The organism is uncultured Idiomarina sp., assembly GCF_964010655.1.
Classification (GTDB): Bacteria; Pseudomonadota; Gammaproteobacteria; order Enterobacterales; family Alteromonadaceae; genus Idiomarina; species Idiomarina baltica.
In genome coordinates this window covers 22,383-41,697 of record NZ_CAXGLS010000001.1, presented here as the reverse complement: position 1 = coordinate 41,697, position 19,315 = coordinate 22,383, and the positions used below count along the sequence as shown (strand labels likewise).

Annotated in this window: 16 protein-coding genes; 9 read left to right on the top strand and 7 right to left on the bottom strand. The window is 47.7% G+C overall.

Features of this window, described 5'->3' with window-relative positions; all coding sequences use genetic code 11:
* Window positions 1-48 precede the first annotated feature (48 nt).
* Window positions 49-1,251, bottom strand: a complete 1,203-nt coding sequence (gene tyrS / locus ABNS04_RS00195; protein ID WP_272978642.1) for a tyrosine--tRNA ligase — start codon at window positions 1,249-1,251, stop codon at window positions 49-51.
* Between the two features lie 163 nt (window positions 1,252-1,414).
* On the opposite strand from tyrS, the gene ABNS04_RS00190 reads away from it, so the two are divergent.
* Both ABNS04_RS00190 and ABNS04_RS00185 read left to right on the top strand, forming a co-directional pair.
* Complete coding sequence (locus tag ABNS04_RS00190; protein ID WP_006954288.1) at window positions 1,415-2,731, top strand: peptidoglycan DD-metalloendopeptidase family protein; 1,317 nt, start codon at window positions 1,415-1,417, stop codon at window positions 2,729-2,731.
* Window positions 2,731-3,840 (top strand): anhydro-N-acetylmuramic acid kinase, encoded by a 1,110-nt coding sequence (locus ABNS04_RS00185; protein WP_272978640.1) that lies wholly within the window; start codon window positions 2,731-2,733, stop codon window positions 3,838-3,840. The genes ABNS04_RS00190 and ABNS04_RS00185 overlap by 1 nt, the downstream gene beginning before the upstream one ends.
* A gap of 2 nt (window positions 3,841-3,842) precedes the next feature.
* On the opposite strand, the gene pepQ is transcribed toward ABNS04_RS00185, so the two are convergent.
* From pepQ to ABNS04_RS00170, 3 genes are all read right to left on the bottom strand, one after another.
* Window positions 3,843-5,159, bottom strand: a complete 1,317-nt coding sequence (gene pepQ / locus ABNS04_RS00180; protein WP_006954291.1) for a Xaa-Pro dipeptidase — start codon at window positions 5,157-5,159, stop codon at window positions 3,843-3,845.
* Between the two features lie 68 nt (window positions 5,160-5,227).
* Window positions 5,228-5,572, bottom strand: coding sequence for an iron-sulfur cluster insertion protein ErpA (gene erpA / locus ABNS04_RS00175; RefSeq protein ID WP_006954293.1), 345 nt, complete (start codon window positions 5,570-5,572; stop codon window positions 5,228-5,230).
* Between the two features lie 58 nt (window positions 5,573-5,630).
* Window positions 5,631-6,383: a DUF6776 family protein gene (locus ABNS04_RS00170; RefSeq protein ID WP_272978637.1), complete on the bottom strand. Its 753-nt coding sequence runs from the start codon at window positions 6,381-6,383 to the stop codon at window positions 5,631-5,633.
* Between the two features lie 90 nt (window positions 6,384-6,473).
* On the opposite strand from ABNS04_RS00170, the gene ABNS04_RS00165 reads away from it, so the two are divergent.
* From ABNS04_RS00165 to hemL, 4 genes are all read left to right on the top strand, one after another.
* Entirely contained in the window at window positions 6,474-8,171 is a 1,698-nt protein-coding gene (locus ABNS04_RS00165) for a chloride channel protein (RefSeq protein WP_006954297.1), read from the top strand.
* Window positions 8,172-8,188: 17 nt separating this feature from the next.
* On the top strand, window positions 8,189-8,620 hold the full coding sequence (gene hemJ, locus ABNS04_RS00160) for a protoporphyrinogen oxidase HemJ (RefSeq protein ID WP_006954299.1): 432 nt from the start codon (window positions 8,189-8,191) through the stop codon (window positions 8,618-8,620).
* 69 nt (window positions 8,621-8,689) lie between these two features.
* Window positions 8,690-9,697, top strand: a complete 1,008-nt coding sequence (locus tag ABNS04_RS00155) for an aspartate carbamoyltransferase (RefSeq protein WP_272978634.1) — start codon at window positions 8,690-8,692, stop codon at window positions 9,695-9,697.
* 29 nt (window positions 9,698-9,726) lie between these two features.
* On the top strand, window positions 9,727-11,013 hold the full coding sequence (gene hemL, locus ABNS04_RS00150) for a glutamate-1-semialdehyde 2,1-aminomutase (RefSeq protein ID WP_006954303.1): 1,287 nt from the start codon (window positions 9,727-9,729) through the stop codon (window positions 11,011-11,013).
* Here hemL and mrcB read toward each other — a convergent pair.
* The 3 genes from mrcB to pepB are packed head-to-tail and all read right to left on the bottom strand — an operon-like array spanning window position 11,010 to window position 17,084.
* Complete coding sequence (gene mrcB, locus ABNS04_RS00145; RefSeq protein ID WP_272978633.1) at window positions 11,010-13,277, bottom strand: penicillin-binding protein 1B; 2,268 nt, start codon at window positions 13,275-13,277, stop codon at window positions 11,010-11,012. The genes hemL and mrcB overlap by 4 nt on opposite strands.
* A complete protein-coding gene (hrpB, locus tag ABNS04_RS00140; protein ID WP_272978632.1) occupies window positions 13,267-15,765 on the bottom strand; it encodes an ATP-dependent helicase HrpB in 2,499 nt (832 codons plus the stop codon). The genes mrcB and hrpB overlap by 11 nt, the downstream gene beginning before the upstream one ends.
* Before the next feature lie 20 nt (window positions 15,766-15,785).
* Window positions 15,786-17,084 carry an aminopeptidase PepB gene (pepB, locus tag ABNS04_RS00135; protein WP_006954306.1) on the bottom strand — a complete coding sequence of 433 codons (1,299 nt, stop codon included), beginning with the start codon at window positions 17,082-17,084 and terminating at the stop codon, window positions 15,786-15,788.
* A gap of 57 nt (window positions 17,085-17,141) precedes the next feature.
* On the opposite strand from pepB, the gene sfsA reads away from it, so the two are divergent.
* The 3 genes from sfsA to gluQRS all read left to right on the top strand — a co-directional run bounded on the left by sfsA (window position 17,142) and on the right by gluQRS (window position 19,308).
* Window positions 17,142-17,861: a DNA/RNA nuclease SfsA gene (gene sfsA, locus ABNS04_RS00130; RefSeq protein WP_006954307.1), complete on the top strand. Its 720-nt coding sequence runs from the start codon at window positions 17,142-17,144 to the stop codon at window positions 17,859-17,861.
* Window positions 17,862-17,990: 129 nt separating this feature from the next.
* The gene (gene dksA, locus ABNS04_RS00125) at window positions 17,991-18,440 is read left to right on the top strand and encodes an RNA polymerase-binding protein DksA (RefSeq protein WP_006954308.1); all 450 of its coding nucleotides are present in this window, start codon (window positions 17,991-17,993) and stop codon (window positions 18,438-18,440) included.
* A complete protein-coding gene (gene gluQRS, locus ABNS04_RS00120) occupies window positions 18,433-19,308 on the top strand; it encodes a tRNA glutamyl-Q(34) synthetase GluQRS (RefSeq protein WP_006954309.1) in 876 nt (291 codons plus the stop codon). The genes dksA and gluQRS overlap by 8 nt, the downstream gene beginning before the upstream one ends.
* The last annotated feature ends 7 nt before the right edge of the window (window positions 19,309-19,315 follow it).

Sequence of the window (19,315 nt, the reverse complement as noted above, 5' to 3'; positions counted from 1 at the left end):
AAAAAAGGCTTGCCCAGTGGGCAAGCCTTTTTTTATCGCCATCGCGAATTAAACAAAGATAATTTTAGCAAATTTACGCTTGCCGACTTGATATACGCCTGAATCTTCTTTTGTGCACATCAGTTTCGTGTTAGTGACTTTCTCACCATCCCGCTTGACGGCTGACTGTTTAATCATACGCATCGCATCAGACGTTGACGATACCAACCCCGCTTCTTTCAAGGCGTTGCCAATGGCGATACCGTCGTCTCCAACTTTGACTTCAACTTCTTTGATATCATCCGGTATCGCATTTTTCTGGAACCGCTGGATAAAGTCTTGTTCCGCCTTATCTGCTGCTGCTTCATCATGGAAGCGCGCAATGATTTCCTTAGCTAGAAGAACTTTGATATTACGCGGGTTTTCACCATCAGCGACTTGCTGTTTAAAGTCTTCGACTTGTTCCAACGGACGAAAGCTCAATAACTCAAAGTAACGCCACATCAGTTCATCTGATATCGACATGACCTTGCCGAACATCTCGTTAGCGGGCTCAGTAATACCAATATAGTTATTCAATGACTTCGACATTTTTTGAACGCCGTCGAGCCCTTCGAGTAAAGGCATCATGATGACCGTTTGAGGGCGCTGCCCTTCTTCTTTCTGAAGCTCGCGTCCCATCAACAAGTTAAAACGCTGGTCGGTACCCCCCATTTCAACATCGGCCTTGAGTTCGACAGAATCCCAGCCTTGCACAAGAGGATACAAAAACTCATGAATCGCGATAGACTGATTGGCCTGATAGCGCTTCTTGAAATCATCTCGCTCTAACATGCGAGCCACAGTTTGGCGCGCTGCTAGTTTAATCATGCCATCCGCGCCGAGATTATTCATCCACTCTGAATTAAAGCGAATTTCTGTTTTCGTCGGATCGAGAATTTTAAAAACTTGCTCTTTGTAAGTTTCCGCGTTTGCCAGAACATCCTCTCGCGTTAACGGTTTACGCGTAACGTTTTTGCCCGTCGGATCACCAATCATCCCGGTGAAGTCACCAATGAGGAAAACCACCTTATGGCCATAATCCTGAAATACACGCAGCTTATTAATTAAGACCGTGTGGCCTAAATGAAGATCCGGTGCGGTCGGATCAAAGCCTGCCTTGATAATCAGAGGTTTACCCTGCTCTAGCTTGTCAGCAAGTTCACTCTCGATAAGGACTTCATCGGCACCGCGGGTAATTTCTGCTATTGCTTCGGCCACCTGAGGGGTCATTGAGCCAATCTCCTACGTCGTGAATAAAGTGTAAAAGTGTTAGTTTACGCCATTTATAGCCCTGTTTTAACCTCTTTAATACTGGTATTCTTGAATTTTTCATATTATCCTCAAGAAAATCGCCTTGAGCGAAGTTTAAACAAATAACGAAGTGCGCAACCAAATGAATGTCCAAGCAGTACATAAAATCAAACAGTTTATCGTTGATTTACCTCGCTCCCATAGAGTGCTAATCAGCTCTGTGAGTGCGCTGTTATTCTTGTTGCTGTTCGTGCCAACCGAACAAGCAACCGCCTCTAAAAATAGCACAAAGCCAGAGCAGCTTTTGCCGGGTCAACGCTATCAGCTTGATCTCGTTTTTGAGCCCGAGCAACAAGTCGATAATCAACAGCCTGAACTTTTCTGGCAAACCTACGTGGTTAAAAGTGGCGATAGTTTAGCTAAGATATTTGATACGCTGGGCTTTTCCGCACAGCAACTTTATCGGGTAACGCATTCGGGTAGCGAGGCGAAAAAATTACGCAATATGCATCCCGGCGATGAGCTCCGCATTGCAACCGATAGCAACGACGAGCTCGTGCAACTGGTTCATCATATTAGCGGTTTGCAAACCTTAATTATCACACGACAGAACGAAGACTTTGTATCTGAAATCGAAACGCGCGAAGTAGAGACGCGTACGGAGTTTGCTCATGCTGTCATCGATAGCAGCTTTTGGAGCGCTGCGATGAACGCGGGAATGACCGATAACCAGATCATGAGCGTCGCAAATATTTTTGGTTGGGATATCGACTTTGCACTCGATCTCCGTAAAGGAGATGAGTTCAGCGTATTATTCGAGCGCGAATTCGTCGACGGTGAGTTTGTTGGTTATGGCAAAATTCTAGCGGCCGAGTTTGTTAATCAGGGCGAAGTTTTTCAAGCTGTATTGAACGCGGAAAATGGTCGTTATTACACACCGGAAGGTCGTGCGATGCGCAAAACTTTCTTGCGTTCACCGGTCAACTTCACATACGTGAGCTCAAACTTTAATCCGCGTCGACTGCATCCCGTCACGGGTCGAGTACGTCCTCATAATGGAACCGACTATGTAGCGGCGGTTGGGACGCCGGTCATGTCCGCCGGTGACGGTCGCGTAATAAAGGCAAGCTATAACTCACTCAATGGTAACTATGTGTTTATTCAGCATGGTGAGCGTTACGTTACTAAGTATCTTCACTTGAGTCGTAAACATGTCAAAACGGGCGACCGCGTTTCACAGGGGCAGATTATAGGTCGAGTGGGTTCTACAGGTCGTGTGACGGGTGCTCATTTACATTATGAATTCTTAGTTAATGGCGTACACCGTAATCCACGTACCGTGGAGTTGCCAAAAGCTAAATCGCTTTCAGAGTCGGAGCTGCCAGCATTTAGAGCACACGCCCAACAACTCGTTGCGGTACTCAACGACAACAAGCGAATCTATCTGGCAATGCGCTGATGAGCTTGTATATTGGTTTGATGTCCGGCACCAGCATGGACGCTGTTGATGCAGTGCTATGTGACATCAAACCCGATAGAGTTCAATTTATTGATGCACACGCAGTTTCCATTCCAAACGAGCTAAAGCAACGGCTCGAAAACGCCTGTCGTCCTGATCTATCCGTTACCGATTATCAATACCTTGCTCGCGAATACGCAGCGTTATGTGCTGACGCTACGTTGCAACTGATCGAGAAGGCTAAAGTCGAAAAGCAAGCAATTTCAGCCGTTGCCAGCCATGGTCAAACGCTTTGGCATGCTCCTCCAAAGCACAGCGGACAGATCGGCTATAGCATTCAGCTCAATGATGCCGATTGGTTATCAGTTCAAGTAGGCCTACCGGTTATTTTTGATTTTCGTGCCCGTGATCTCGCACTTGGTGGTCAAGGTGCACCGTTAGTACCGGCTTTTCATCAGTTTATTTTTACAAACACTCATCGAGCCCCTATTGCAATACTGAACCTTGGTGGTATTGCTAATATCAGCTATTTAGATACTCAAAAGGGCATCGCGCTTGGTTTTGATACAGGCCCAGCCAACACCCTGCTCGATCAGTGGATCGAACGTCACCAAGGGAAACGGTTTGATCAGCAAGGTCGATGGGCGCAACAAGGCACATTACAGGTCAAGCTGTTAGAAGCTCTACTCAATGATCCATTCTTTCAAAACTCTCCACCTAAGAGCAGTGGTCGGGAGCATTTCAATTTAGCTTGGTTGGAGCGCTTTATAGATGAGCCATATCGCCCACAAGATGTGCAACGCACGTTACTAGAATTAACCGCTAAAAGTGCTGTGGATAGCTTTCAATGGTTACCCGAGAGTCCTACTCAGCTCATTGTATGCGGTGGCGGTGCGTTTAATTCGTTTTTACTGGAGCGCATCGCTCAGTGCCTACCCGACAAGGTGACATTGGCAGACAGTGCCCAATACGGTGTCGCGCCTCAACACGTTGAGGCAATGGCATTTGCTTGGCTAGGATGGTGTTTTGACAATAACAAACCAGCCAACCTGCCCGCAGTGACGGGGGCCAGTCGGCTGGCTACTTTAGGTAAACGCGTTAACGCATAGTATTACTCAGCGCCGAGCTCTTTAAACGCATCACGCGTTAAATTTTCATTCTCGGTTTCGCCCACCACAATACTATCCTCAATACGCACGCCGCCGTATGGACGAAGTTCATCCACGCGTTGCCAATTGATATCTGAGCTACCTTCGAACTCCTCAAGCAACTGGTCAACAACGTATAAGCCTGGCTCAATCGTGAACACTTGCCCTACTTCCACATCGCGTAACAAGCGTAAGAATGGGTGGCGTTCATTACGTGGGTAACTATCACCTTTATCATTCTTTAAGAAGCCCCCTACATCGTGTACTTGTAGTCCAATGAAGTGACCTAAACCATGCGGCATAAAGGCACTGGTGATACCTTTTTCATACGCTGACGCCGCGTCAATCGTGATAAAGTCGAACTGCTCTAAGATAGCCGCAATTTTATGGTGCATCGACACGTGCAAGTCGTAATAGCTCACCCCCGGCTTGATTTCAGTCAGGAGCTCTTGTTGTGCAGCATCGACGGCGCTAATCAAATCGGCGTAAAAACCTTCTTCTTTCGCGTAAGTGCGTGTGATATCAGCGCAATAGCCCTTATATAATGAACCCGCGTCAATCAGAAACGACCGGCTCACAGCAGGTGCTTCAGTGTCGTACACATCATAGTGCAGAATCGCGGGGTGTTCATTTAACGCGACGATACTATTGTAAGGAACCTGAGACTCGCGGAAGTTCATCGCCGCTAAGTAGTCCGCATGAATTTCGAGCTCACTTTTGCCTGCATAGAAGGCTTCTTTAGCTGCGACATGCGCTTTTGCTGCAAGCTTATTGGCTTCGCGTAAGTTATTTACTTCCCATTCAGTTTTAACCGCTCGATGAAAGTGCAAATGGTCAATCAAGCCCTGTGGGTTACGCGCTTTCACGTTCCAGCTACAGACCGGTTCGGCAAAGTCTTCGCCGATAAATGCTGAGTTTTCAAGCTCACTCCCCAGATCGGCAACCATCGCATCTAAACTATCGATGATTTTTAAATCAACGTGTTGCTGCCAATCTTCTTCTGGGATTTTCGCTTGCGAGTGCCAAAAGTCGCGTGCTTGAAACAAATAAACAATTGGCTTACCGGCACCCTTTTTGTAGAACACAGCACTTTTGGGGCTTTCAAGTACAGGTACCCAATATTTAAACAGAGGGTTTACTTTATATGGTGCGGGGTTGTCATCTAAAAACGCAACGCGCGGTTGACCTGCGTAGACCAACACAGACTCAAACTGATTGTCCTCTAGCGCCTTGTCAAAACGCTGCGTAACCGTTTCTAAATGCTTTGCGTATAAACTCATAATACTCCCTCAAATCGGAATGGATAGGAGTATTCTACCTAAACGCTGAAATGAATTCAGCCTATTGGCTAAATTGAGAAGCTGGAACCGCATCCACAGGTCGTTGTCGCATTTGGATTGTTCACAAAAAAACGCGAACCTTGTAGACCTTCTTCGTAATCGACAACGCCACCCACTAAGTATTGTAAACTCATAGGGTCAACAACGAGCGTAACGCCATCCTTATCGATCTGCATATCACCCGCGTTTATCTGCTCTTCGAAGGTAAAGCCATATTGAAATCCCGAGCAACCGCCCCCCGTGACATACACACGAAGCTTTAGGTTTGGATTCTCTTCTTCGGAAATTAACTTTTTAACTTGGGCCGCCGCATGTTCTGAGAACTCGATCGGCATTGCTTGCTCTACTGCCATAACATCACCTTGGTGAGCGTATTCAATACGCAATTTTCGCTTATATCGGGCGTTAAGGTCAAGATTGCTGGTTACTTTCTAACTCAAGCGAGCGATTCTTACGTATACTTTGTGTCCAGTAAAACCGACGTTCCAATTGTCCTTGTCCACCCTCAGTGAGCGTCACCCTAACATCGACGTGCTCAGGAAGTACGCCTTCCGGTAAAATAAAGTCACCTTCGAGCAAACTAAAATAGCGCATTGAAAATGCGTGAGGTCGTGGCTCAATATTCGCTAGCTCAAGTAAGTTATAGCGTTTCACCGTTTTTTCACCGGTTCGTGCCTGCAATTCGATGGTGATATTACCTTCGACAAATTGTCGCCGCTGCTCAATCTGTAAGAGAGCGAGAGAGAAATGGAAGTGTCGCTTATTGGCATTTGGTGTTAACGCAAATGACTCAATCACCACCCCACCTTGCTCGAGCTCAGGCGCCATAATCTTCTGATAAAAAGCGACATCTCGTCGTAGCGCATAGTTGTCATTTTGCAGCTCTGTCAGCTCTGCCTGCAGCTCTTCATTTGCTGAGCGCTCAATATCAAGTTCAACACTCAACACATTGGTTTGATATTCTAAACCTTCAATTTGTTGGTAAAGTTGATCAAGACGTTCACTTTGTTGCGCTACGGTTTTTTCGTCAACATCAGCCAGCCGCCCACCTAACCAGTAAGAAAAGTAAATACTTACACACAGCAGTGACATGATGCCGAGATAGAAAGCCAGCGGACCTATACGCTGTTTGAGTTTTTTAGGCAGATTTGTAAACTTCATCATTTGTTAACGTCTGTTTATTCTCGGTATTCATGGTATGTTAGTGCGTATTAATGACCCACTCACCTGCAAGCTGCGTGTAGGACAAAAAACATGCAATTTTCCCGGCAAGCGATAATTAAACGAGCGCGTAAACAACTCGCCGCCCCGACAACAACGGTTGCTATCTGTTTATTAGGACTACTCGGTGGCATTGTCGCGGCTCTTTTTATTGTCGTTTTCCGGTTTGCTATTGACCAAAGTGCCTATCTTGTCGGTAATGTGACTCACTGGCAACAGCCTTTACCGACTTTTTCTCGGTTTGCTCTACCTGTTGGTGCCGCGCTGGCTTTGTTCGTTTTATTTAAGCTGTCCAGAGCTAAGCGCGTTCGTCTCGGTATCCCTTACGTAATCCATCGTATGAAACAGCAATATGGCATGCTTCCCTGGCGTAGTACGGTGAATCAATTTTTTGGTGGTATTATTGCATTGGCGGCAGGGTTTAGTGTCGGAAGAGAGGGACCGGCTGTGCATTTAGGCGCGGCAGCCAGCACTTGGTTAGGTTATCACATTGATACACCCAAAAACGCAGTACGTACACTTGCTGCATGCGGAATCGCAGCGGCAATAGCAGCATCTTTTAATACACCACTGGCGGCAATGGTGTTGGTGATGGAGGTCGTACTGCGTGAATATAAAGTCCATATCTTTATTCCCGTCATGCTAGCAGCCGTTGCAGGGTCTATTATCACTGACCAAATTTTTGGTCCCGCCACCGAGTTAACGTTGTTGAAGGGGCAAGAATTGCCAGAGTCTCAGTTTGGCTTTGTCATACTGCTTGGTATATCGGTTGGTATTATTGGCGTGCTATTTAAAAAGCTCATGCTAGACGTCATGAACACGGTAAAAGACACCGCAATGCTTACGCGGTTGCTATTCGCAGGACTCATTACCGCTTTTCTCGCTGTCATAATCCCAACCAGTCTTGGCCCGGGTCTATCGACGATTCAACAAGTCGTTCAGTTCCAAGATCAACAAGCCGTACTCTTAACATTACTACTTGCTAAGCTCGTCGCGAGCGCTATTGCCTTGGGCATGGGAACACCCGGTGGCTTAATCGGCGCCGCCTTTGGCGTGGGTGCAGCGGTCGCCGCGTTATTCGTCAATATCCTCGTGCAATATCAGTTAATTGGCGCGGAGCACTTAGACTCCTATATATTATTAGGCATGGCTGGAATACTGGCTGCGTGTATTCACGCGCCTATGGCCGCTCTACTCGCCATTGTAGAGCTCTCAGGCAGTGTCGAAATCATTGTACCCGCAATGCTGGTTATCGTTCCTGCCTATTTGATTTCGTCCCAACTGTTTAGGTCAAAGTCTGTCTTTATCGCACAGCTAGAATTACAAGACCTGCCCTATCAAATTCCTCCTGTCGCCGTCGCGTTGCAAAAAACAGGAGTTGAACATGTCATGGAGACACAATTTAAATTGTTGCTGGAGCCGACCCAAAACGAGCTCTTAGATGTATTAGAAAAAGCGAGTAACCAAACCGTTATTGTCATGAATGTCGACGACAACAACCTTCCGCAGTATCGAATTGTTACTTACGATATAGGCGCTGGCGACAGTCCTTCACTTAATTATATGCCCATTAAGGGCCTCAAGGTCACTTCGACCTTGTCTGAAGTGTGGGATGAACTGAGTGGTCAGCGTCGAGGCGCTGTCTACATTTTTGATCAAGACAATGGCGAACCCTGCGGTATTGTGACCTGGGAAATCGTACGTCGCGCACTACAACGAGAACTTGCCTAAGAGGAGCTGTACCCACGATGTCCACTTTGCTTTGGATTAAAGCCTTGCATGTCATATTTATGGTGGCATGGTTTGCCGGGATATTCTATCTACCCCGTTTGTTTGTCTATCACGCCATGTCCAATCAACCAGCCGTTGATGAACAATTTAAAATAATGGAACGAAAATTACTCTATTTTGTAACGCCGTTTGCCGTTCTAACTTTAATTTTTGGTGTAACTTTAATGGCTATGTACGGTAGTGCTTGGATTGCAGCTTCTGGCTGGCTGCACGTAAAGCTGGTTCTGGTCGCTTTACTGTATGGGTATCACGGCTACTGCTTTAAATTACTAAGTGACTTTAAAAACAACCGTAATAAGCGCAGCCATCGTTTTTATCGCGTTTTTAACGAATTCCCCGTGTTATTGTTATTTGCCATTGTCATTTTAGCGATAGTGAAGCCGTTCTGATTTTTTTGCAGACAATATCTGATATACTGAGCGTCCAGTGACATCCGCTGGCAAAGGGCTTTATACGTTATGAATTTCACCGGCTCCAACATCCTCTCGGTCAACCAATTTGATCGCGACAGTGTCAAATACATTTTTTCCGTTGCGGATAAAATGCAACCCTACGCGCGACGTCAAAAGCGCACAAAAGTGCTCGAAGGCGCCATTCTCGGGAACTTGTTTTTTGAGCCCTCCACCCGCACACGGGTCAGCTTTGGCACTGCTTTCAACCTACTCGGTGGTGAGGTGCGCGAAACAACCGGTATGGAAAGTTCTGCGATTGCTAAAGGTGAATCACTTTATGACACGGCTCGTGTGTTGAGTAGCTATAGCGATGTTATCGCAATGCGACACCCGAAATCGGGTTCAGTCGCTGAGTTTTCTGAAGGTAGCCGCGTTCCAGTGATAAATGGAGGCGATGGTGCCAATGAGCACCCAACACAAGCCTTACTCGATTTGTATACCATTGAAAAAGAGCTTGCCTACCACTGCCAGACTATTGATAACATGCATATTTGCATGATCGGCGACCTCAAGTATGGACGCACTGTACACTCGTTGTCGAAGTTGCTGACCATGTATAAAAATGTTCGCTTTACTTTAATTTCGCCGCGCGAACTATCAATGCCGAGCTCAGTGCTCGATGCACTCGATAACGCGGGTCATGCCTTCCATATTACAGAAACGATGGAGGGTATCGTCGATGCGGACATCGTCTACCAAACGCGTATCCAGCAAGAACGTTTTGCATCTCCTCAAGATGCTGACCAATACCGCGGACGTTTTCGGTTAAACCAAGATATCTACACCAAGCATTACAAACCTAATACCGTCATCATGCACCCGTTACCGCGTGATTCGCGCTCAGAAGCAAACGAATTAGATAACGATCTGAACCAAAATCCGAATTTAGCGATATTCAGACAAGCCGATAATGGCGTCTTAATTCGGATGGCACTGTTCGCGCTCACCTTGGGTGTTGTCGATCAGGTCGACCAATATGAGTGCCCGGTAAACTGGTACAGCGATAAGCGTTAAATCTGTCAAACAAGTTTAAGGAACTGTTCATGAGTCGTTCAGAACAATTATTTACGCAAGCACAAATTAGTATTCCAGGCGGCGTAAATTCGCCGGTACGTGCATTTAACGGTGTGGGCGGCAGCCCTATTTTTATTGAGCGCGCCGATGGTGCATACATGTTTGATGCCGATGGTCAGCGCTACATTGATTACGTGGGTTCTTGGGGTCCGATGATCCTAGGTCATAATAATCAAGTCGTTTTAGACGCCACCATCACAGCAGCGCAGCGGGGTTTAAGCTTTGGTACACCGACCGAAGTCGAAATCACCATGGCAGAGAAGATCCGTGAGTTGGTACCGTCTATTGAAAAAGTACGCATGGTGAACTCTGGCACCGAGGCGACCATGACAGCGATTCGTTTAGCGCGTGGCTATACCGGTCGCGATAAGATCCTTAAGTTTGAGGGTAACTATCACGGTCACGCCGACGCACTCTTGGTTAAGGCTGGCTCCGGTGCTCTGACCCTTGGCGTACCCAATTCACCGGGTATCCCAGAAGATTTTGCAAAGCACACGCTGACAGTTGAGTACAACAATATTGACTCTGTTAAAGATATTTTTGCTCAGTATGGCGACCAAATCGCCTGTATTATTGTTGAACCCGTTGCTGGCAATATGAACTGTATCCCTCCCGTACCTGGCTTCCTAGAAGGCTTACGCACGATTTGTGACGACTACAGTTCAGTACTTATTTTTGATGAAGTCATGAGTGGCTTCCGTGCGGCCCCAGGTGGCGCACAAGAGCGTTACAACGTAACTCCCGATCTAACCACCTTGGGTAAAGTCATTGGTGGCGGTATGCCTGTGGGTGCCTTCGGAGGTAAAAAGGAAGTCATGGACCATATCGCGCCAACGGGTCCGGTCTACCAAGCAGGTACCTTATCCGGCAACCCAGTAGCCATGTCGGCAGGACTTGCCGCACTGTCACAATTAAGTCAGGAAGGACTTTACGAGCAGTTATACGCGCGTGTCGATCAATTACTCGACGGCATGCAACAACTCGCGGACGAGGCGGGTATCCCGTTTACCACTAATCGCGCCGGTTCGATGTTTGGTTTCTTCTTCACTAAAGAGAAACAAGTGACTTCATATAAACAAGCTACCGAGTGCAATATGGAGCACTTTAAAGCGTTTTATCACAGCATGCTCAAGCAAGGTGTCTATTTAGCACCTTCTGCCTTCGAAGGTGGATTTATGTCTGCTGCTCACTCCGAACAAGACATTGAAGACACTTTGGCGGCTGCTAAGATCGCGTTTAGCGAACTCTCAGCTTAACCACCAAATAGACGCTCAAGCCAACTTTTCTCTTCCACTTGGGCGTCACAATTCATATTTTCAGCAAGCGGTTTAGGTATAGCAGGTAAAACAATCGCTTGCTGACAATTATCCGGAATCCTCGTGCCTTGTTTTTGGTGAAAGCTCTGGAACGTCAATCCTTCGACAGGAACGAGCGATAGCGGCTCTGGCTTAACTTGCTGATAAAAGCGTGACACCATTGGTAAGGCGCCCGAACTGCCGCTTAACCAAGTGGTTTTGTTATCATCTGTACCGAGCCAAGCAGTCACCACATAGCGTCCATCGATAGACACAAACCAGCTGTCTTTGTAGTCATTTGTAGTCCCTGTTTTGCCAGCCATCGGTGTCCCCGGAAACGCCTCGCCTAACGCATGTGCCGTCCCTTTACTGACTACCCCTGCCATCGCATAGCGAGTTAAGTACGCGACTTTAGAACTTAATACACGCTTTTTAACCTCTTTTGCATTCTCGTACACCGGTAGCCCGTCGTGCGTAGTAATCGCATTGATCGCTTTCAATGGTTGAAATACACCATCATTTGCAATGCTAGAAAATACCCGAGAAACCGCTAGGGGTGACATTTCGACAGCCCCCAGTGTAAGGGATGGATAGTCACGAATCGGTGTTACTACACCCATTTTTCTTAATTGGGTAATCAGCCTCTCAACACCTACTTGCAAACCAATACGAACTGCTGGCAGATTGCGCGAATAAACGAGCGCGTCATAAATTGTCATGTCTCCCCAAAACTCGTCATCGTAGTTTTGGGGCTTCCACGGCTTACCACGCTCATCCGTTAACGTAACAGCCTCATCAACAACGTGACTATTTAGACCCATTGTCTCGGACTCGCTCATTGCTGTGGCATAAATAATGGGTTTAATGAGTGAGCCTATCGGTCTCAATGCCTTAATCGCACGGTTAAAGCCAACTTGATTCGCATTGCGACCACCGACCAAGGCGACAATATTTCCATGTTGGTAATCACTGACGACGAAAGCACCTTCTAAGTCTTTAATCTCCCGACCAGGAATACCATCAGCCATGACGCGTTCAGCCCGATGCTGTGCTTCGATATCCAGCGCTGTGAAGATTTTGAGACCATTTTCTTGCCAATTGGGTGGTAGCTTGATGCGACTAAGCTCATCTTTTACACGCTCAAGATAGTGAGGAAAGCTATCCTCTACTAGCCGACGCGAAGCACGTACTTTGATGTCAGTCTCGATCGCTGCGATAAAATCGGTTTTACTCAATAAATCGTTTTCATACATTAGCCTTAACACGAGATCTCGGCGCTGACGTACGCGTTCAGGATAACGTCTCGGATCATAGTAAGACGGCCCTTTAACCATCGCAATCAGCATTGCCACCTGATCAGCGGTTAGTTCCTGCACCTGACGCCCAAAGTAATACTGACTTGCAAGCCCTACCCCATGAATCGCATGGCGTCCGTCTTGACCAAAATAAACTTCATTAAAGTAAGTTTCGAGGATCGTGTTTTTGTCGAACCGATAATCGATGACTAAAGACATCATCGCTTCGTGGAACTTACGCCACAATGTTTGTTCGCGTGTCAGATAGAGGTTCTTAACAAGCTGTTGAGTCAGCGTGCTACCACCTTGCACGGTTCGACCCGCGCGGATATTTGCAGCGAGTGCACGCAGCACTGAGAGAGGTGAAACGCCAGAGTGATGGTAGAAATTTTTGTCTTCAACCAATAATAGTGTCTCAGTCATCAAGCTCGGGATCATCTCTAATCCCACTAACAAGCGATCTTCATTGCTCAGCGAGTTAATGCGACCAATGAGCTGAGGCTCCAGTTGAATGTTCTGTAGCTGACGTCCGTCTGGCCAACTCACAATGGTTGCAATTTTTCCACGATGAAAGTTTAGCTCAACGCGTTGCGACATCTTGGGCCCGTCAGCAAAGTCAAACGGCCTTCGATGCACCATGAGTCTATCGCCAGCAACCGAAAAGTATCCTGTTGCTTCGGTTGAACTACTGCGCTGATAACTTAAACGCTCAAGTACATCTATCACTTGCGCCTGACTTATCGAGTCACCCACACGAAGTGTTTTTTCCGCCGCATAGACCAGTGCAGGCGCCTGATAGCGTTGATTGGCAAAAACTCGCGTGAGGGTGGCGTCCAAATAGATTAGATAGAAAGCCGAAATGACGACCACAATCAGGCCGAGTTTTAGGCCTGTTTTAATAATGTAGTTTAACCAGGGTTTACTTGTCATTCAGTTGTCGCTTCGTTTTTACTGTAGCAATTGCGTGTGTCGGATCATCGGGCCATGGATGCTTGGGATACCGTCCGCGCATCTCCTTTTTAACTTCCTGATAGCCTGAGCGCCAAAAAGAAGCCAAATCATGCGTTCGTTGCAATAACCGACCTGCCGGTGAGAGCAAATCTATTGCAATGGCGACTTGTCCGTTTAGCACGGTAGGTGATGCGACTTCACCAAAAGCTTCTTGCAACTTTATTGCAACCTTTGGTGAGCGTTCAGACTCTGTGCTACTCGGATAATCAATGATGACGCGTCGACCACTGGGCGCCAACCAATGCGTCGGGCACCACTTATTCAACAGTTGCTGCCCCTCGTAAGTCAGCGTATTGAGTAACGCCTCATTCGGTTGCCATCCCTTCAACTGTCTTAAGCCCGTCATACCATGCCAATAAGGCAATGCCCAATCGGCTAAGTGCTCAAGTAAGTCCGTTTCATACGGGGCGATATTAAACAGTTCAGGTCGTGCGCGATATAGAAATTGTAGCCTGGCTAATAACCCTGCGGTACCGCTGTTCCAGCCGATAGCGTTAAGGCCCTCAGCCCGCAACCAATGAGTCAAAGCATCATTAAGTGCGTCTCTTGTTAATGCGGCGGGCTCCCGATGCCTATCCAAGACAAGTGCGCCACACATCTGCTCACTGGTTTTTATGAGCCGCTCGCCGTCTTTAGTCCAATTGTAAACCTCTCGTTCGACCAAACCTACTGCGGGATGACTAAGCAGCCTGTATTTGTCGATCGATAAATATCCGATCAGCCGGTTATGACGTTGCTTTTCGCTCAAGCTCAGCTGCGTAACGATAAAGTAGGATGAGTTGTTTCGGTTACCAAATGAGTTCTGCAAATCGTAAATACGCGCCCCACTTGCAAGTTGTGCCTCATCAGTCCTATCCTGATAAGCAATGCGGTCAGTAAAGCCAAATAATACCGCTTCTTCGATATCTTCAAACTGTGTAGCGCCTTGCCGTTCGATTGAAAATACCTGACACCAATACGCAAACCGTTTCCACCATATCGAACCGCGTGTTGCGTTACGAAAATGTTGCTGAGCGGAAATCACGCTATCACTATTTGTGAAGCGTTTATCAGGCTGCTCATAAGTCGCCAGCCACTGAGCAAGTGCGCGTTGCTTTCCTTCAGGAAGTTTACCCCGGGCGTGTAATGCTATACACGACAGTCTAATATCGGTTCCAAAGCCAGCGACTTCTTGCCCCGCAAGCGTTAGTCGTTGCTCTTTTAACAACCCCATATCAGTCAGCGTGTCTTTAGCGGCTTCGACTAACGCGCTATCCGGTGGAGTAAACCAGTTAAGCTCCTCTACTTCTGTTCCCCACGCTTTGACTTGAACGATCAAATCCGTTAGCTCTTGAGTGGCTACATCGGGTGGGCTATAAGCGGCTAAGCGCTGTTGAGTATCTTCACTCCATAATCGGTAGGCTCTACCAGGCTGCTGTCTCGCTGCACGACCTGCCCTTTGCTCACTATTGGATTTAGCGATCATTGCCGTTGTGAGACGACTATCTCGATATTGAGGCAGATATATGGATTGTCGTTCTCGCCCCGTATCAACTACCGTATCAATACCTTCAATGGTGAGTGAGGTCTCAGCGATATTAGTAGCCAAAACCACCCGTTTACTAGCGCCCGCACGAATCACCTGCTGTTGCACATCGGCGGTTAGGCTACCATGCAAAATAGACACATCCTCACCTATTAACGTCTCCTGTAGACGTTGCTCAACATACTTGATCTCGCGCATCCCAGGCAAGAATACTAACACTCCTTTACGTGCGTGTTGAAAAGCTTCCACAATAACCGGTACGCTCTCTTCTAACCATCGTTCCAGGCGAGAGGGGGGTCGATAATGAACATCAAGATCAAACCGTTTCACGTCTACTGAGAGCAACTCAAAGCGCTGTTCTGTCGCGTTCGTGAGCCAGGTCGTTAACGCTTCCCCCGGTAAGGTAGCCGACATGATTATCAAATTTAGCTCGGGCCGTAGCGGCAATAAGTCCAGCACCAAGCCAAGGCTCAAGTCGCTGTGTATGTTACGTTCGTGAAATTCGTCAAAAATGACAGTGGTAATCTCATGTAACTCGGGATCTTGTTGCAACCAGCGAGTGAATATACCCTCTGTAATAACCATTAGCCGTGTATCTTGGCTGCGCTTTGAATCGCCGCGAATACTGTAGCCGATGGTTTTACCGACAGGTTCATTGAGTTGTTCCGCTAGAAAATTCGCTATTGATAAGGCAGCGACTCGCCGCGGTTGTAATAAAACAATGAGCCCTTCATTGTCACCGTGAAGAGCACTTGAAGCCAGTAAATGTAAGGGTAGAGCGGTCGATTTACCTGCCCCGGGAGGGGCTTCTATAACAACTCGAGCGCCTGGGCAGCGCTCGAGTAAAGATAGTTTAATCGCATCAATCGGTAGGTTTAACACGTCAGCCTACTCGTCATACATTAATCAGCCAATAAGGTTGCAGCGATTGTGCGTGCGCCCATCGCTGTCGCGCCCGCAGCCCACATCGGCGTTGATGACTTCTGATATGCACCGGCCAAATCAAAGTGCAACCAACCTTGTCCATCATTCGGTGCAAAACGCAGTAAAAAGCCAGCCGCGTTGCTTGCACCACCAGCACCGCCACCTTTCTGTGGACGACTATTCGCACAGTCGGCAAAAGGCGAAGGCGTATTTTCCATATGCCATGTTGCCAACGGCAAGCGCCATAAAAGCTCGTTCTCTTGTGCAGCGCAGTTCAGCGCAAGCGCCGCTGCCTGTTCATCAATACTGAACACCGCATTAAACTCATTGCCCACAGCCATTTGCGCGGCACCGGTCAGCGTCGCAGCATCGATCACCTGCTTAGCCCCCGCTTCACCTGCAGCCATTAAGCCATCGGCTAGCACGAGTCGCCCTTCAGCATCGGTATTGACCACTTCCACGCGAAGCCCATTTTTATAAGTAATGATATCGCCCAGCTTGTAGGCTTTGCCACTGATCATGTTCTCTGCGCAGCACAAGAATAGCTTCACGCGTTTATTCAGGCCTCGACGAATGGCCGTTGAAAGTGCACCGGCGAGCGTCGCGGCGCCACCCATATCGCACTTCATGCTCAACATACCTTCACTTGGCTTGATACTATAACCGCCCGAGTCATACGTAATACCTTTACCCACGAGCGCGTAATCAACAGGCGCGTTTTCATCGCCCGTCGGGTTGTAATCGATGACAGCCAGCACAGGCGCATGTTGGCTCGCGCGACCGACAGTATAAATACCCATCCAACCTTCGTTTTTGAGTTCATCGCCGACAATAAAACGTGCACTGACATTCTCTGGCGCAATACTCTTTAAATGCTCACTGACGCGCTCAGCTAAGCTTAACGGATAGATTTCTTCGGCCGACAAGTTCACCAGTTCGCGAGTAAATTGATTAGCCGCTCGCATGTCATCAAGCTGTGAGGCGACTCCTTCATCGGTTTCGTTCCATGCCACTGTATTGTCTGACATGGTTGAATTAAAACCTTGATAGAATGCCCACTGACTTTCCATATCCCAACCCGCGCCAGCGAGTTGAACTGAAGCATAACCCTGTCCATCAAGATGACGGCCTGCTTTTTGGATTTTCCGTAAGTTTTCAACACTGTCCGATCCAACATGAACGTTAACGCCTTGGTCGGAGTGACTCACTAAAGCCGACTGCTTTAAGAACGCCGCAGGTTTATCTAAAGTTAGAAAAACATTTACTGAACTAGACATCAGAATCATCTCCCATTAATTTGTCGATGCGTTTACTTTAGGGTTATAAGGACAGTCATGCAATTTAACAAGCCACTCGAAGTGGGTATCTTACACCAACGATATAAACGATTTTTAGCGGATATCGAGTTTGCTGCACAACCCCAAAGTATCGAAACAGTTCATTGCCCTAACACCGGCGCCATGACAGGCTGCGCGGAACCAGGCTACAAAGTATGGTGTAGTGTATCAGATAATCCCAAGCGCAAATATGCAAAGACTTGGGAGTTAGCACAAAACTTTGCCAGTGATTGGATTGTTATCAATACCCAGCGGGCAAACCAAGTTGCCGGTGAGGCATTACAGCAGGGGCTTATCACCGAGCTCGCTGAGTTCAACGAGTGGCTTGCTGAACAACGCTACGGCGAGCAAAACAGTCGTATTGATTGGCTCGGTGAAAGTAATACGGGCGCAAAGTGTTACGTAGAGGTCAAAAGCGTCACCCTGGTTGAGCAACAATGCGGCTACTTCCCCGACACCGTGAGCGCTCGAGCAATAAAGCACGTGCAAGAGCTCGAACACATGCGTGAGCAAGGTCACCGAGCGGTAATGCTATACGTCTGCATGCACTCTGGCGCAGACCACGTAAAACCTGCCGCCCACATCGATCCAAAATATGCAAACGCCTGTATTAATGCAGCGCAAAAAGGCGTCGAGTTTTATGCATTAAGCACCGATATAAATGAGCAAGGTATACGAGCTACCGGTGTGTTACCTGTCATGCTGAGTCACGAATAATACAGGCTGTATGAGTGTTCAAAAAGTACGAAAAGACGTTGCCTTAGGATGGCCTTTCTGCTATATGTAGCGTCCTTTTTTTCAGCTTGTTTAATTTAAGAGCAGCGAATTAACTGTAGGAGAACCATGATGCCAGAGGGCAAGAAGAAAACGCATGGCATCCTGGCGCTTGCCGGGCTAGAGCCGTATCAAGAGAAGCCGGGCGAAGAATACATGAATGATGAGCAATTAGCTCACTTTCGCAAAATTCTAGAAGAGTGGCGCCGCCAATTACGCCAGGAAGTGGACCGTACGGTTCACCACATGAAAGATGAAGCTGCAAACTTCCCTGATCCGGTCGATAGAGCCGCTCAAGAGGAAGAGTTCAGTATTGAGTTGCGCACGCGTGATCGCGAACGCAAACTTATCAAAAAGATCGAGAAAACTCTGCAAAAAATCGAGGAAGATGACTTCGGTTTCTGCGATTCATGTGGCATCGAAATTGGCATCCGCCGGTTAGAGGCACGCCCAACAGCCGATCTTTGTGTCGACTGCAAAACGCTTGCAGAGATTAAAGAAAAACAGATGACCGGTGCTTAAACCGATTCAACCTCAGTCTTCTGATAGCTACCGGGGTCGGTTTGCACCGACCCCGTCGGGTCCTTTGCACTTTGGCTCACTTGTTGCCGCATTGGGCAGCTTCTTGGATGCACGCGCGCACCACGGTCAATGGCTCGTGCGCATCGAAGATGTTGATAAAACCCGTGCCGTCCCCGATGCCGACACGCAGATACTCAAACAACTGGAAGCCCACAATTTACATTGGGACGAAACAGTTATTTACCAAAGCCAGCGCGACGACGTCTATGCGCGCGTGCTCGCTGATATCAGCGCGCAAACTTATCAATGTGATTGTAGCCGAAAACAAATACGTGCCCAGGGCGAGTATTACACTGGTTACTGCAGAACACGCCAACCACGCCCGACTCCTTATGCTATCCGCTTCAAAAACGACAACGCGAAAACTCACTTATTTGACCGTCGTCACCAGTACGTCGAGGCAGAGGTCCAGTTTGCCCAAGAAGATTTTATTCTACGCCGCCGTGATGGTTTGTTTGCCTACCAATTAGCTGTCGTGGTCGATGATCTAGCACAAGGCATCACCGATATTGTGCGCGGTTCGGACTTGTTAATTCCTAGCTTCTGGCAAGCAACACTGTGGCAAACATTAGGCGGAAGAACCCCTCGCTGGTTGCACCTGCCCTTAGTTACTGACCCTAACGGACGCAAACTGAGCAAGCAAAATCACGCGCCAGCGATTGATGCAACGCATCCAATAGCGAACCTCATCGCAGCCGCCAAGGTGTTATCACTCTCCCTAGGGGATGCCAACGATTATGATAGTGTCGATGCAGTGTTGACTGCAGCGATTCTACAATGGCAATCACAGTGGCAAATGATCGTATAATAAAGGT

Bases quoted from the DNA above. Each gene is read 5' to 3' on its own strand.
- hemL (WP_006954303.1), top strand. From the start codon at position 9,727: ATGAGTCGTTCAGAACAATTATTTACGCAAGCACAAATTAGTATTCCA.
- sfsA (WP_006954307.1), top strand. From the start codon at position 17,142: ATGCAATTTAACAAGCCACTCGAAGTGGGTATCTTACACCAACGATAT.
- tyrS (WP_272978642.1), bottom strand. From the start codon at position 1,251: ATGACCCCTCAGGTGGCCGAAGCAATAGCAGAAATTACCCGCGGTGCC.
- ABNS04_RS00170 (WP_272978637.1), bottom strand. From the start codon at position 6,383: ATGATGAAGTTTACAAATCTGCCTAAAAAACTCAAACAGCGTATAGGT.
- ABNS04_RS00155 (WP_272978634.1), top strand. From the start codon at position 8,690: ATGAATTTCACCGGCTCCAACATCCTCTCGGTCAACCAATTTGATCGC.
- hemJ (WP_006954299.1), top strand. From the start codon at position 8,189: ATGTCCACTTTGCTTTGGATTAAAGCCTTGCATGTCATATTTATGGTG.
- dksA (WP_006954308.1), top strand. From the start codon at position 17,991: ATGCCAGAGGGCAAGAAGAAAACGCATGGCATCCTGGCGCTTGCCGGG.
- pepQ (WP_006954291.1), bottom strand. From the start codon at position 5,159: ATGAGTTTATACGCAAAGCATTTAGAAACGGTTACGCAGCGTTTTGAC.
- pepB (WP_006954306.1), bottom strand. From the start codon at position 17,084: ATGTCTAGTTCAGTAAATGTTTTTCTAACTTTAGATAAACCTGCGGCG.
- ABNS04_RS00185 (WP_272978640.1), top strand. From the start codon at position 2,731: ATGAGCTTGTATATTGGTTTGATGTCCGGCACCAGCATGGACGCTGTT.
- ABNS04_RS00165 (WP_006954297.1), top strand. From the start codon at position 6,474: ATGCAATTTTCCCGGCAAGCGATAATTAAACGAGCGCGTAAACAACTC.
- erpA (WP_006954293.1), bottom strand. From the start codon at position 5,572: ATGGCAGTAGAGCAAGCAATGCCGATCGAGTTCTCAGAACATGCGGCG.
- mrcB (WP_272978633.1), bottom strand. From the start codon at position 13,277: ATGACAAGTAAACCCTGGTTAAACTACATTATTAAAACAGGCCTAAAA.
- ABNS04_RS00190 (WP_006954288.1), top strand. From the start codon at position 1,415: ATGAATGTCCAAGCAGTACATAAAATCAAACAGTTTATCGTTGATTTA.